The following is a 13,922-nucleotide window of genomic DNA, read 5'->3' as shown; positions in this document are numbered from 1 at the left end:
AAATTTTGAGAAGAAGCCTCAATTCTTGGGTACAGCCCAGGAATTGGGGCTTTTTCGCGTTCTCTGGGCAGTCATGAGCGCGTCAGGCTCGGCCGGCTCAGGAGCGGCCCCTGCCTGGTCGGGATCGGCTTCCGGCAGTTCGTACCGGCCGCGGGCGCCCCGGTGAGGCCGCCGAACAACCGCCGAGGGCAGGGCTGCCGGCCGCGAGTTCATCGGCCGGGAGAGCGGCGGGCCCGGGGCCAGGTCCTGGACGCGGGGCCGACCACAACTCGAGCCTGTCCGGCCTCAGACGCCCCGGCTCGGCAGAGGAGTACCGGGACGGAGAAACGAGAGCGACGAAAGCGGGGGCGGCCTCGTCATGAGGCCGCCCCCGCTTCCTGTTCTCCGGCGTTACCCGCTACTTCAGGCGGGACGACGCGACGATCGAGACGATGTGCGCGGGGACCAGCAGCCACACGATCGCCGTGATGGCGACGGTCGCGATCTTCGTCGCCGTCAGATCGCCGAGCGCCAGGTCGACGACCGCGGTCACGAGTAGCAGCAGGGTGCACTCGATGCCGTTGACCAGCCGGTGGAGACCGACGGCCGAGGCCAGCCGGCGAACCCTGGCGAGACCGGTGGAGCGTGGCACGACGGACTGGTCGGTGGCCTTCTCCATGCCGCTGTCGGAGCGGGCCACGTGGACGAGGTCGGAGGAGGACTTCAGGAGCAGTACACCGATGGCCGCGGCGAGGCCCGCCACCAGGTAGGGGTCGAGTCCCATCTCCGAGGCGCGGATGCCCATGCCGACCATCACGGCGGCGTCGGCGAGATACGCGCCGAGGCGGTCCAGGTAGACACCGAGCGGGCTGAACTGGCTGCGCCAGCGGGCCACTTCGCCGTCCACGCAGTCGAGCAGCAGGTACAGCTGCATGAAGACGACGGACAGGACGGCGCCGCCGAGGCCCGGCAGGGCCAGGGCCACTCCGGACAGGACGCCCGCCCCCACCATGATCACGGTGATCTGGTTCGGCGAGATGCGGGTGTCGAGCAGGTGGCGGGTCACACGGAGGGAGAGGGACCTCATGTAGAGGCGGCCGGCCCAGTGCTCCGCCCGGCTCTCCAGCTTGCCCGGAGGGTGGATCACATGGCGGAGTTCGTCGAGTTGGACCTTGGGCATGCGGCTTTCTCCCTGGCGCGCTGGCAGTTGGTTGTGCGGTGTCTGTCCACCGAAGTGCTGCGTCGTACAGGGAAGAGCATGACGGGGGGCCGTACGGCGGGATGCGGCAGGGTGGATAACCGGTGGGGGGAGGCCGTACGCGGGGTCTACCGTGGCTCCCATGAGTCACATGATCCGTTCCATACGTTCCGACGAGTGGGCCCTGGTGAAGGAGCTGCGGCTCGCCGCCCTGCAGGACCCGGTGGCGCACCTCGCGTTCCTGGAGACGTACGAGGACGCGGCGACGAAGTCCGACGCCTTCTGGCAGGAGCGGGCCGCCGGAGCCGCGGAGGGGACGACCGCGCGGCAGCAGATCGTCGCCGAGGCCGAGGACGGCGTGTGGGCCGGCTCCGTGACGGTGCTGGTCGAGGAGGCGGGGACGCAGGACCCGTTCGGGACGGCCGTCGAGCGGAGCCAGGGGCATCTGGTGGGGGTGTTCGTGCGGCCGGAGCACCGGGGGAGCGAGGCCGGGGTGACGGGAGCACTCTTCGACGCCGCCCTGGAGTGGTCCTGGGGGATCGGGCTCGACCGGGTGCGGCTCTTCGTGCACGAGAAGAACGCCCGCGCCGAGGCGTTCTACCGCAAGGCGGGGTTCGTGCCGACCGGGGGGACCGCGCCGGTGCCGGGCGCCCCGGGGGAGCTGGAGCTGGAGTACGTCATCGTGCGGCCGTAGCGGTTCGCGCGGGGGACGTGGTCCGGCGTCATTGCGTCAATCGCCGGGATTCCGGGGCTGGTCGGAGCGGATCTTCATAGCGTTGCTGATCGACATCAGTGATCGGGCAACACATCGGGAGGGACCGACCCCATGGCAGAACTCTTCGGCGCACTCGGACGTGGGTCGCGCAAGGCATGTGTCTTCGCCGCGAGCGCCGTGATGGCGGGTACGGCGCTCGTCGTGAGCGCTCCGACGGCGTCCGCGGCCTCCTGCGGGCAGGTCGGTGTGGACCGGCAGCCGGGCCAGGGCACGGTGACCGCGTCCGCGCTCGCGCGCCGGAGCGGACCGTTCACCTCGTGCGCCGCGCTGGGGCAGGTGTCCAAGGGCACGAAGATCAACTACTACTGCTTCGAGATCGGCACCGCGGTCAACGGCAACAAGCTGTGGACGTACGGAGAGGTCGCCGGTACCGGGCAGAAGGGCTGGTTCGCCAGCGCCTACCTCGACGACGACGGCGCCTCGCTGGGCTGCTGAGGCCCTTCCGGCCGTCGTGGTGCGGGGCCGGGGGTGAGCCCGTCGGACGCGGGCCGCCGGGCTGGTCCCCGGCATCGCATCACTTCGGGATCAGACGGCTCCGTCGTATCGCGGCCAGCGGGCGCGGAGTTGCTCACGGGAGCGGAGCAGGGCCAGCGTCGGCAGGCCGCGGTCGGCACCGCCGGTCAGCAGCTCCGGGAGCTGGGGGAGCGGTGCCACGGCCGCGACGTCGTCCAGGACGAGGGTGATTGGTGGGTCGAGGCGACCGGAGGATGACCGTTCGGCCATGCGCCGGCCGCGCTCGACCACGCTTGAGGCGAGGGCCGTCAGGAGCGGCATCGCGCCGGGCTTCGCCTTGGGGTCCTCGATGGGTTCACCGACCACATAAAGCGTGCCCCCTTCGTTGACGAAGGAATCCAAGGCGAGGCTGTCATTTCGGTTCGCGGTGCAGGATTCGCGGATGTTGACCGTGAACAGCGAGGCCAGCGCGCGGGACGTCAACTCCTGGGCGATGTCGCGTCGTTCGGGGTGCGAGGTGAGAGCGGCCTCCAGTTCGCCGGCGGAGCCGGGCGCGGCCTTCGGGTTGGTGCGCAGGACTCGTACCGCGTCCTGCACCTGGGTGCCCTGGGCCCAGCGGTGGACGTGGCGGAAGGCCTTGCCCTCCACGGCGGCGGCGTGCAGATAGCTCCGCAGGAGCGTTTCGGCGACGTCGGCCATCGGCTGGTCCATCTTGGCGCTGGGGCGCACCGGAGCGAGGAGAGCGGCGGCTCTGGCCACCGCGGTCGCCTTGTCCTCGCAGCCCGTCGAGGGGGACCAGTGGAGGCGGGCCGGGGTGTCGCACAGGTGCGTGGGGTCGTAGAGGAGGACGGGGCCGAGCTTGGCTCGCGCGTCCTTGGTCTCCGACCAGGTCCGGGGATTCGACGTGACGACCAGCACGGGGCCCTCGGCGTCCCGTACGGCCTGTGTCGCGGTGAGGTGGCGGGAGTCGGCGGGAGCCAGGACCAGCGGGCCCGTGGCGGGCGGCTTCTCCCAGTCGCCCAGTTGTTCACGGCCCGCACGGTCGACGACCGCGGCGGAGGCGGTGGCCGTCGATGCCGTCGGCGGGGGGTCCGCTATGGGCCGGGGGGTCGCGGCGCGCGCCGCATCCGGTCCGCCGAGGTGCTCGCCGCCCGCCGGGTAGGGAGCGGGTGACGACACCGCCCGCTCCACTCCGGCGGGCGGAACGGTCGCCGTGTCGGCCGCCTCCGTCCCGCCGCGGTGCGGGCCCGCCACGGCCTCGCCCAGACTTCCCGCAGGTGCCGTCCTGTCGGCGCCGTAGGACGCCTCCGTGGCGCCCGAGGCCGCCTCGGCGCGGCGCCGGGCCCGGCCCGCACGCCATCTCGCGACCGTGCCCATCACGAACACGGTCAGGACGAGCAGGACCATCAACTGCCCGATGAACAGACCCCAGAAGAGCCCGTACCCGGACAGCTGCCCGGCGGGGGTCTCCGGCCAGGCGCCGGCGATGTCGTGCGGCCGGCCGATCAGATGCCGCATGGCCAGTGGCGTCCGGGTGAAGGTGACCGCGTCCGGCCAGGCGCCCCGCGCCAGCCGGCCCGCGAGCCCCGTCGCCGTCCACACCATCAGCGTCATGCCGAGGAGGAAGGCCAGCACCCCGATCAGCAGCCCGTCGGGGATGCCGCCCTCGCCCTCGCGCCGGTGGTCGTGCCGGTCCTGTCTCATCTCACGCCACCGTGGACTCGGAGGAGCCGTCCAGATCGGCCAGATGCTGCTCCACGAAGGCCGCCGCCCGTTCCTCCGCCTCCAGTTCGGCGGCGCGCAGCGCGTCGTCGGAGAGGAAGTCGGCGGAGGACTCGGTCATCGCCCGGTCCGTGAAGACGAGAGGGCGCTCGGTCTCGGTGATGAGGTGCTTGACCACCTGGACGTTGCCGTTGACGTCCCAGACGGCGATGCCCGGCGTGAGTGTCGGGATGATCTCGACCGCCCACCTGGGCAGGCCGAGGACTCTGCCCGTCGACCGTGCCTCGTCCGCCTTCTGGGCGTAGATCGTCCTGGTGGACGCCATCTTCAGGATCGCCGCGGCCTCCTTCGCCGCCGCGCCGTCGACCACGTCGGACAGGTGGTGCACCACCGCCACGAAGGACAGGCCCAGTCGCCGGCCGAACTTCAGCAGCCGCTGGAACAGCTGGGCCACGAAGGGGCTGTTGATGATGTGCCACGCCTCCTCCACCAGGAAGATGCGCTTCTTGCGGTCCGGCCGGATCCAGGTGTGCTCCAGCCACACGCCGACGATCGCCATCAGGATCGGCATGGCGATGGAGTTCCGGTCGATGTGCGACAGGTCGAAGACGATGAGGGGCGCGTCGAGGTCGATGCCGACCGTCGTGGGGCCGTCGAACATGCCCCTCAGGTCACCGTCGACCAGACGGTCCAGGACCAGGGCGACGTCCAGGCCCCAGGCCCGTACGTCGTCTATGGCGACGTTCATCGCCTCGGCGGACTCCGGCTCGGGATGGCGCAGCTGCTCGACGATGTCGGTCAGCACCGGCTGGCGCTCGACGATGGTCTCGTTCACATAGGCGTGCGCGACCTTCAGGGCGAAGCCGGACCGCTCGTCGAGGCCGTGGCCCATCGCGACCTCGATGATCGTCCGGAGCAGCGCGAGCTGGCCGGTCGTGGTGATCGCCGGGTCGAGCGGGTTGAGGCGGATGCCGTGGTCCAGGGCCGCCGTGGGGTCGAGGCGGATGGGAGTTATTCCCAGCTCCTCGGCGATGAGGTTCCACTCGCCGACCCCGTCCTCGCCCTGCGCGTCCAGGACCACGACCTGCCGGTCGCGGAACCTCAACTGCCGCAGGACGTACGTCTTCTCCAGCGCGGACTTGCCGTTGCCGGACTCGCCGAGGACGAGCCAGTGCGGCGCCGGCAGCTGCTGCCCGTACAGCTGGAAGGGGTCGTAGATGTAGCCCTTCCCGGAGTACACCTCGCGGCCGATGATGACGCCGGAGTCGCCGAGGCCGGGTGCCGCGGTCGGCAGGTAGACCGCCTGGGCCTGGCCCGTGGACGTGCGCACGGGCAGACGGGTCGTCTCGACTTTGCCGAAGAGGAAGGACGTGAAGGCGTCGGTGAGGACGGAGAGCGGATCCCGCATCAGAACATCAGCCCCTACCTGCGGATTCCGGTGGCGAACGGAAGCGTGTTGACGAAGGCGCGGTGGTGCTCGCGGTCGCACCACTCCAGCTTCAGGTACGACTTGCCGGCGGAGGCGCGGATGGTGCGCTTGTCGCGGGCGAGGGCCTCGGGGGAGCGGGCGGAGACGGTGATGTAACCGACCAGGTTCACGCCCGCGGCGCCGCTCGCGAGGTCCTCGCCGCGCTGGTCGAGGCGGTTGTGCGAGGCGATGTCACGCGGGTCCACGGTCCGGTTCATCTTGGCGGCGCGGCTGGCCTCGGCCTCGTCGTTCGTCTTCTCGGTCAGCATCCGCTCGATGGCGACCTCGGTGGGTTCGAGGTCCATGGTGACGGCGACCGTGCGGATGACGTCCGGGGTGTGCACGAGGAGCGGGGCGAGGAAGTTGACGCCGACCGGCGTCATGGGCCATTCCTTCACCCAGGCCGTGGAGTGGCACCAGGGCGCGCGGGTCGAGGACTCGCGGGTCTTCGCCTGGAGGTAGGTGGGCTCCATGGCGTCCAGCTCGGCCGGCCAGGCGTTGCGCTTCGTCATCGCCTGGATGTGGTCGATGGGGTGGTCGGGGTCGTACATCGAGTGCACCAGGGAGGCGAGCCGCCCCTGACCGAGCGGCTGCCGCACCCGGATGTCGGCCTCCTGCAGACGCGAGCAGATGTCGGTCAGCTCGCGTGCCATGACGACCGCGAGCCCCGCGTCCCGGTCCAGCTTCCGGCCGCTCTGCGGGCGGGCCGCGCGTGCCATCGCCTGTGCCTCGGCGGCCAGTTCACGCGAGTAGTGCATGCACGCGACGAGGTACGCCCGGTGCTGCTCGCTGCTGGTGGACACCATGGACTGGAGCTGGTCGTACGACTGCTGGAGCCAGCCGGGGGCGCGCTCGTCACCGCGTACGGCGACGTCCTTGGCGTGCGCGTCCGGGTCGGCCGGGAGGGTGCGGGCGAGCATCTGGAGGCGGGTGACGAAGCCGTCGCCGTTCGCCACATGCTTGAGGAGCGTGCCGAAACGGTCGACGAGGGCCTCCTGGTCCTCGCTGTCGCGCAGGCCGACGCCCGGCCCCTCGATCTCGATGGCCGCGGTCACCGTGCGCCGGTCGGCGTGCAGCAGCACGGCGATCTCGTCGGGTCCGAAGGGCGCGGCGAGCCAGGAGATCCGCCCGATGCCGGGCGGCGGCCCGATCTCGACCTCACGCCCGTCGAGCGCCGTGCCCGCCTCCATCACATTGCTGCGGTACGTGGTGCCCTGGCGCAGGGTGCGCTTGTAACTGCGGTTGATCTCGAACCACTTGTAGAACGTGCGGCGCTTGTACGGGACGTACACGGCCGCGAGCGCCAGCAGCGGGAAGCCCATCAGCAGCACGATCCGCAAGGACAGTACGGGGACGAGCAGGCCGCACATCATGCCGAGGAACGCGCCCGCGATGATCAGCGCGATCTCGCCGGACTCGCGGTTCCGGCCGACGATCGCGTTCGGCCGGGCACGGCCGATCAGATATGTACGGCGGGGCGTGACCGGATGGGACATGTGGGACTCGGTCGTCAACGCCCTTCACCTCCCGTGCGGTTGGTACTGCTGTTGCGGCTGTTGCTCGCGTGCGGGGTGTTCACCGGGCTGCTGCGCGGTGGGGGTGCGGCGGAGGGGACAGATCCGCCGCCTCCGTTCGAGGTGCGCGTGCTGTGCGCGGCCACACCGCCGGACGCGGGATTGGAGGGGCGGGGCTGCTGGCTTCCGCCGCTGCCTCCGCCGTTGTTGTCGGCGCGGGCGCTGTGGGTCTTGATGCCCTGCGCGACCAGGGTCGCGGGCGAGCTGATGACGGCCGCGGCCTTGCCCTCGGCGCCCTGCATGATGCGGTTGCTGCGGGAGTTCGCGATCTCGTCGCCGAAGCCGGGGACGAAGCGGTAGATCATCGCGCTGGCGAAGATGGCGAGCAGGATGATGGCGAGGCCGGAGACCACGGCGGAGAAGGCGTCCGGGCCGCTGTCGGTGGACAGGGCGCCCGCGAGACCCAGGACGATCACGATCACCGGCTTCACCAGGATCACCGCGATCATGATGCCCGCCCAGCGGCGGACGTGGCCCCACAGGTTCTTGTCGACGAGGCCCGCGTAGACGACGGTGCCGAGCAGGGCGCCCACGTAGAGGAGGGCGGCCCTGATGACGAGCTCCAGCCACAGCACGCCGGCGGCGAGGATCGACACCAGCGACACGACGATGAGCATGATGGGCCCGCCGCCGATGTTCTCGCCCTTGTCCAGGGCGCCGGAGAACGTCCCGAAGAACGTGTCCGTCTGGTTGCCGGTCGTCTTGGCGAGGACGTCCGTGACCCCGTCGGTGGCCGACACGACCGTGTAGAGGATCAGCGGGGTGAAGGCGCTCGCCAGCACCGTCAGCCACAGGAACCCGATCGCCTCCGACAGCGCGGTGGTGAGGGGGACACCTCGCACCGCCCTCTTCGCCACGGCCAGCAGCCACAGCAGCAGGGTGAGGATCGTCGACGCCGCGAAGACGACGGCGTACTGCTGGAGGAACTTGGGGTTCGTGAAGTCGACGTTCGCCGTGTCGTTGACCGCGGCGGAGAGCTTGTCGATGGTCCACGCGGCGGCGTCGGCGCAGCCCTTGGCCAGGGAGGAGAGGGGGTCGAGTGTGCCGCCGAGACCACCGGGGTCGGTGGTGCTCCCTGAACCTCCGCTGCCCTTGTCGCTCTTGCAGTACTGCTTGGCGGGACCGATCAGCAGGCTGCAGGGATCTTTCGACGGTGACGGACTCGGGGTCGGTGCCGCGAAGGCACGGGTGGCCATCAGCACAGCCGCGCCCTGTACGACGGCGATGACAGCGCTGAGTTTGAGGATGCGGCTTCGGCTACCGGGCATACGTGAACCCTCCGTACTCCTCGACGGCCTTGGTGATCTCGTCCGACGTGGCCGCCTTGTCGTCACCGGGGACCGGCGCGGGCCCGTCCTTCTGGGAGTCGGTCACGATCTTCCAGTCGCCGTTGTCCCAGTGGAGCTCGAAGGTCCACGTCTTCCAGGTCGAACTGACCGGATCGGTCGATGTCTGACCGGACATGCCGATCAGCCCCATGTACCAGACCGAGACCTTGGCGCCGGTGTCGCTGTACTGGTGCACCGTGGTGCCGACGGGGACCGTGCGGGAGACGAACGTGCTCCCGGCAGGCGGGTTGCCCTTCGCGTCGAGCCCCATCCTGCTCAGGAAGTCCGCCGAGTACGCCTGGTCCATGGGGCCCTGGAGCTGGGCGGAGGCAGTCGATGTGTAGATGGTGTTGACGATGCCGTGCCGGCTGTCGGTCTTGAACATGTCGGTCGAGCCCAGCGCCACCGCGTAGTTCGCCGCAGCGCTCTGCGCCCCCTGGGCGTTGTGCGCGTAGCCCGAGGGGATGCCGGAGGTCTGCGTGTCCACCGGGCGGTCGCCGGAGGCCGCCGTGGGGGACGTTCTGGCCTTGTCGCCGTCGCCGTTCCCGGAGGGGGAGTCGTCCCCGCCGCGGTTCGCGAAGGCGATCGCGGCGATGAGCAGCACGACGACGCCGACGACCGTGACCAGGCTCCGGGAGGAGGACCCGCGGCCGCGCCGCGCCCCGCCGTAGACGTCTCCCGTGCGGTCGGGGAGCCGGGTACGGGTCTGGCCGGAGCCGCCGTACCCCCGGTCCTCGCCGTGCGAGGTGTCGCCGTAGCCGGGTTCGTCACCGGGACTCATGTCGCGTACGCCCCCTCAACCTCTCGCTGAACCAAGTAGTACGACGGTAGCCGTGCTGGTTCCCGCGCGGGCGCGGTGTGGTGACTCGACATCAGGGAAACGCAACCTCAGCCGGTGGGCACGACGGACGGGTGGGTCGGAGGGGAGGGGGGTCCGGGCGCGCCCGGCCGGGCATGGCTCAGGGGTGTCCCGCACCCCTTACACGGCCATGCCGTACACGATGGTGAAGAGCGTGCCGAGCGATCCGATGATGAAGACTCCGGTGAGGCCCGCGATGATGAGGCCCTTGCCCTGTTCGGCGCTGAAGGTGTCGCGGAGAGCGGTGGCGCCGATGCGCTGCTTGGCCGCGCCCCAGATCGCGATGCCGAGGCAGAGCAGGATGGCGACCGCCATCACGACCTCGATCATCACCTTCGCCTCGTTGCCGAGGCTGCCGAAGGGGCCCCAGTCCGGAGCGATCCCGCCGATGATTGTGGTGATGTCGCCCTTGTCGGCTGCGAAAAGCATGTAAGTCACCGCCCCTAGTGGGTAGTTCTGCACCCCCTGCCACTGCGCAGAGGTCGGGCCCATTCTCGCCGACAATGGTGCCGTCGTATGTCGACTTGGCGTCATTGATTGGCGGGTTTCGTACGAATACCTTGCCGCCGCCCCGCGCGAGCCCCTCACGGGGGTGCGGGACGGTATACGAAGGGTCGTATGGTCACTCTGTGTATCACGGCAGGTCACGCCGGGCAATGAAGTCGATGCGGAACCTGTCGTGTGGTTCCGTCGTTAACCCCTTCTACGAAGCGCACGCTCCGCCCTTCCCGTACGTACGCCGCGCGCGCCGCCCGTTTCTGACGGGTCGTCGAGCCGATGTTCCCCGGGTCGCCGTGTCTGCGGGAGGTGGACGCCGGCCGACGGCCCCGGACGAGGCACAGGCTAACCCCCGCCGCGCCGCGCTGAGGAACGGGCCGGGGCGAAGCCCGCGGGAGCGGGCCATGGGGCCGAATGGGGGTCTGGGTGCTGGCTCCCGGCCCCGGGGCGGGTAGGGGCGCAGGAGGCGGGAGTCCGTCCCGGGAAAAGTCCCGGCGGCGGTGACGGATCGGTTGCGAGGAGCGCCCCATGTTCGACGTCACCCAACAGATCGACGCCGTGCGGCGACAGGTCGGCGCACGTGAGTACCAGGGGCGCGCCGCACGGGTGGTGACGGTGGGCCAGACCTACGGCGCCACCGTCGAGGACGTCTGGGACGCCTGCACCAACGCCGAGCGCATCCCACGGTGGTTCCTGCCCGTCACGGGCGAACTCCGGCTCGGCGGCAGGTACCAGCTGGAGGGGAACGCGGGCGGAGTCGTCGAGCGGTGCGAACCGCCCCTGAGCTTCGCCGCGACCTGGGAGTTCGGCGATGAGGTCAGCTGGATCGAGGTCCTGCTGGCCGAGGAGCCGGAGGGCGGCACCCGGTTCGTGCTCCAGCACATCGCCCACGTCGACGACGAACGCTGGGCGGAATACGGCCCCGGTGCCGTCGGCGTCGGCTGGGACCTCGGCATCATGGGCCTGGCCCGCCACCTCGGCGCTCCCGGCGGCGCCCTGGACCCGAAGGAGGGCACGGCCTGGCTCGCGTCCGAGGAGGGCCGCCGCTTCGTGAGGGAGAGCAGCGAGAGCTGGTACGAGGCGAACGTGGCCGCCGGCGAGGACGAGGCCGCCGCCCGTGCGGCGGCGGACCGCACCACCGCCGCCTACGGGGGGACCGCGCCGGAGTGAGGGCGGCCCCGGCGCGGAGGGAGGCGGGGACGGGGCCGCGCAGTCCGGTGGGATCGACGTGGAGCGGGGCCGCCCGGCCCCGCGCTCGCCCACGGACGGACTCCCGGCGCACGGCGTGCGGACCTCTCGCGGTTCCCCGGACGATTCCCGGCGCGGACCCGGGGCTTTCCCCCTCCGTCTCGGGCAAGGTGGGGTGCGATGAAGCGCATCGCAGGTCTCGCCGCACCCCGCCGGTACGCGCTGCTGGGCTCCTTCGTGCTGCTGGCGGCGACCTCCTCGTCCCTGGCGGCGGCCGACGACGGGCCCGGGCCGTTCGGCGTGACCGTGCGGGCCGCGGCGACCCCGCAGAGCGCGCGGGTGGGGGTGCTCTTCAGCGGGGGGCCGGGCGGACGGCACTTCTGCACGGCGTCCGTGGTGCGCAGCGCGGCGCGCGACCTGATCGTCACCGCCGCGCACTGCCTCGGCGGCGGCGCAAAGCCGGTGTTCGCGCCGGGCTACCGGGACGGCAGGGCGCCGTACGGGCTGTGGAACGTGCGGAAGACGTACCTCGGCGACGGCTGGAGGAGCGGGCAGGACGAGGACAGCGACGTCGCCTTCGCCGTCGTGGCCGACAAGGGCGGCAAGGGGATCGAGGACGTCGTGGGCGGCAACGCCTTCGCGGCGGGCCGCGCCACCGGGGCGACGGCCGTCACCGTCACCGGCTACCCCGGCGCCCTCGACGCGCCCCTCACCTGCACCGACAAGCCGATCGCCCGCGGCCGCGCCCAGCAGCGCATCGCCTGCCCCGGCTTCGCGGGCGGGACCAGCGGCAGCCCCTGGGTGAACGGTGACGGCGAGGTCGTCGGTGTCATCGGCGGCCACCAGCAGGGCGGGGACACCGACGACGTGTCGTTCAGTGTCGTCCTGCGGAGCGAGGCCGCGGCGCTCTACCGCGCGGCGGCCGCGCCGGGCCGGTCCGGCGAACCGTCCTAGCCCGACATCTCGTTGAAGACGTACGCGGCGAGCCAGAGCGAGGGCAGGAGCAGGACGACGTAGGCCAGCGGGCGCTGGAGGACCGGCTTGCCCTGGTCCATGACCACACCGGTCGGCGAGGGCGTCGTCGGGTGCGGCAGCTTGCGGATCCGCGTCCGGACGTAGAGGTTCCACAGCAGGGTGAGCGGGGTGAACAGCGCCAGGGACACCGGGCTCCACCAGCCGCCCGCCAGGGTCTTGGTCGTCATCTCCCGGTGGATCGCGGTGGCGCAGGAGCGGCAGAACGGGCCCTCCATCTTGGAGAACCGCATCGCGACGAGCAGCCCCGTGTGCTGGCGGACGGTCATGTCGCCGGCCGGCTGCGCGGCACATATGCGGCAGCCGGGGGTGAGGGGCGGGGCGACCGCCGGGTCGTAGCCGCCCGCGGGGGCGAACGGGTTCTGTCCGTGCGGGGCGAACGGGTTCTGTCCGTGCGGGGGGTGCGGGGCCTGTGCGGCGCCCGGTGCGGCGTAGGCCGCGTTCTGGGCGTACGGGCCCTGCGCGTACGCGTTCCGGCCAGGTGCCGGCGCACCGTTTGGCGCGTAACCGCCTTGCGGGTCAGCGGGGTTGCCCTGGGGCGCGTTCGGGTGCGGAGGCGGGGTCGCCACGTGCGGTTTCTCCTCGTGTGTGATCGTCCCGCCGCACGGTGCCCGCCTCTACACTGACGTCGGCGGACTCCTGGGCGACGAGGGGCGGTTGACGGTGCGTAAGGCATGGATCGTAGCGACCGCTGCCGTCGGGGCCGCGCTCAGCTTCGTGATGCTGCTCGTCGTCGGCGTCTACATGGTCGCGGGCAATCTGGCCAACGGTATCGGCGGGGGCTCCGTCGGCCTCGCCAAGGGTTCCGTGCCCGCCGCGTACCAGACCCTCGTGCAGAAGTGGGGAAACCTGTGCGGCGCCATCAACCCGGCACTGCTGGCCGCCCAGTTGTACCAGGAGAGCGGATTCAATCCGAATGCCAGGAGTCCGGCGAAAGCGGAAGGGATAGCGCAATTCATTCCGGGGACCTGGGCCACGCACGGAGTCGACGGCGACGGTGACGGCGACCGCGACGTATGGGACCCGAATGACGCGATTCCATCGGCGGCCTCGTACGACTGCCAGCTCGCCTCGTACGTGAAGGACGCGCCGGGGAACGTCACGGAGAACATGCTCGCCGCCTACAACGCGGGTGCCTACGCGGTCATCAAGTACGGCGGCGTACCGCCGTACAAGGAGACCCGGAACTACGTGAAGACGATCACCACGCTGGCGAAGAGCTTCGCCGCGCCGGTGACCCGCGTCGACCCCTCCAAGCAGGCCGCGGCGGCCATCACCTACGCGCAGAAGAAGCTCGGCACGCCCTATCTGTGGGGCGGCAACGGCACGTCTGACCAGGGCGGACGCTTCGACTGCTCGGGGCTCACCAAGGCCGCGTACGAGAGCGTGGGCGTCACCCTCCCGCGGGTCGCCAACGACCAGTACAACGCGGGTCCGCACCCCCGGCGCTCGGAGCTGCTCCCCGGCGATCTGGTCTTCTTCTCGGACGACCCCACCGACTCCCGGGCCATCCGCCACGTGGGTATCTACGTGGGCGGCGGATACATGATCGACGCGCCTCGTCCGGGGGCCGTGATCCGCTTCGACCCCGTCGACACCCCCGATTACTTCGGCGCGACCCGAGTGACCGAAGATGGCGCGAAAGCATTGCCGACTACTGTATGAACCCACCCCCTGAGCTGCGGCGATGTGTCTCTCTTCGATAACGTCTGCGTGATCATTCCGTGGAGGGTGGAACGTAGTAGAGGGGACTGTGCGTTCCTTTTGACGTAGCGCCGGGTCGGGTACGGGTTCCGGCGGTTTCTACGACCACGGGGGTGGATCGAGCGGGCGCGCGAAAGGGCGTGC

Annotated in this window: 13 protein-coding genes; 5 read left to right on the top strand and 8 right to left on the bottom strand. The window is 70.9% G+C overall.

The genetic code is table 11. From position 1 onward, the window contains the following. Positions 1-397: 397 nt before the first annotated feature. Positions 398-1,159, bottom strand: a complete 762-nt coding sequence (locus BKI49_RS17765; protein ID WP_095935249.1) for a CDP-alcohol phosphatidyltransferase family protein — start codon at positions 1,157-1,159, stop codon at positions 398-400. Between the two features lie 160 nt (positions 1,160-1,319). On the opposite strand from BKI49_RS17765, the gene BKI49_RS17760 reads away from it, so the two are divergent. Next, complete coding sequence (locus BKI49_RS17760; RefSeq protein ID WP_095935248.1) at positions 1,320-1,871, top strand: GNAT family N-acetyltransferase; 552 nt, start codon at positions 1,320-1,322, stop codon at positions 1,869-1,871. Between the two features lie 132 nt (positions 1,872-2,003). Further along, the gene (locus tag BKI49_RS17755; RefSeq protein WP_095935247.1) at positions 2,004-2,387 is read left to right on the top strand and encodes an SH3 domain-containing protein; all 384 of its coding nucleotides are present in this window, start codon (positions 2,004-2,006) and stop codon (positions 2,385-2,387) included. 90 nt (positions 2,388-2,477) lie between these two features. Here the strand turns inward: BKI49_RS17755 and BKI49_RS17750 are convergent, their stop codons facing one another. From BKI49_RS17750 to BKI49_RS17725, 6 genes are all read right to left on the bottom strand, one after another. Continuing rightward, positions 2,478-4,109 carry a type IV secretory system conjugative DNA transfer family protein gene (locus BKI49_RS17750; RefSeq protein ID WP_095935246.1) on the bottom strand — a complete coding sequence of 544 codons (1,632 nt, stop codon included), beginning with the start codon at positions 4,107-4,109 and terminating at the stop codon, positions 2,478-2,480. 1 nt (position 4,110) lies between these two features. After that, positions 4,111-5,535 (bottom strand): ATP-binding protein, encoded by a 1,425-nt coding sequence (locus tag BKI49_RS17745; protein WP_028804300.1) that lies wholly within the window; start codon positions 5,533-5,535, stop codon positions 4,111-4,113. 14 nt (positions 5,536-5,549) lie between these two features. Further along, positions 5,550-7,091, bottom strand: coding sequence for an SCO6880 family protein (locus tag BKI49_RS17740; protein ID WP_095935245.1), 1,542 nt, complete (start codon positions 7,089-7,091; stop codon positions 5,550-5,552). Between the two features lie 14 nt (positions 7,092-7,105). Next, positions 7,106-8,437: a hypothetical protein gene (locus tag BKI49_RS17735; protein WP_095935244.1), complete on the bottom strand. Its 1,332-nt coding sequence runs from the start codon at positions 8,435-8,437 to the stop codon at positions 7,106-7,108. Then, on the bottom strand, positions 8,427-9,278 hold the full coding sequence (locus tag BKI49_RS17730) for a DUF8175 domain-containg protein (protein ID WP_095935243.1): 852 nt from the start codon (positions 9,276-9,278) through the stop codon (positions 8,427-8,429). Before BKI49_RS17730 ends, BKI49_RS17735 begins: the two co-directional genes overlap by 11 nt. Positions 9,279-9,476: 198 nt before the next feature. Further along, complete coding sequence (locus BKI49_RS17725) at positions 9,477-9,785, bottom strand: hypothetical protein (protein WP_028804304.1); 309 nt, start codon at positions 9,783-9,785, stop codon at positions 9,477-9,479. A gap of 597 nt (positions 9,786-10,382) precedes the next feature. On the opposite strand from BKI49_RS17725, the gene BKI49_RS17720 reads away from it, so the two are divergent. Then, on the top strand, positions 10,383-11,024 hold the full coding sequence (locus tag BKI49_RS17720; RefSeq protein WP_095935242.1) for an SRPBCC family protein: 642 nt from the start codon (positions 10,383-10,385) through the stop codon (positions 11,022-11,024). Between the two features lie 198 nt (positions 11,025-11,222). Next, complete coding sequence (locus tag BKI49_RS17715; RefSeq protein ID WP_095935241.1) at positions 11,223-11,996, top strand: trypsin-like serine peptidase; 774 nt, start codon at positions 11,223-11,225, stop codon at positions 11,994-11,996. Here the strand turns inward: BKI49_RS17715 and BKI49_RS17710 are convergent. Next, the gene (locus BKI49_RS17710) at positions 11,993-12,343 is read right to left on the bottom strand and encodes a hypothetical protein (protein WP_179332482.1); all 351 of its coding nucleotides are present in this window, start codon (positions 12,341-12,343) and stop codon (positions 11,993-11,995) included. The genes BKI49_RS17715 and BKI49_RS17710 overlap by 4 nt on opposite strands. A 388-nt stretch (positions 12,344-12,731) precedes the next feature. Between BKI49_RS17710 and BKI49_RS17705 the strand changes: the two genes are divergently transcribed. Further along, on the top strand, positions 12,732-13,739 hold the full coding sequence (locus BKI49_RS17705) for a C40 family peptidase (RefSeq protein ID WP_306453556.1): 1,008 nt from the start codon (positions 12,732-12,734) through the stop codon (positions 13,737-13,739). Positions 13,740-13,922 lie beyond the last annotated feature (183 nt).

It is taken from the genome of Streptomyces sp. Tue6028, assembly GCF_002300165.1.
In the GTDB taxonomy this organism is placed as follows: domain Bacteria; phylum Actinomycetota; class Actinomycetes; order Streptomycetales; family Streptomycetaceae; genus Streptomyces; species Streptomyces siamensis.
Note: the sequence above shows the minus strand (reverse complement) of the source record. Positions and strands in the feature narration are given on the sequence as shown.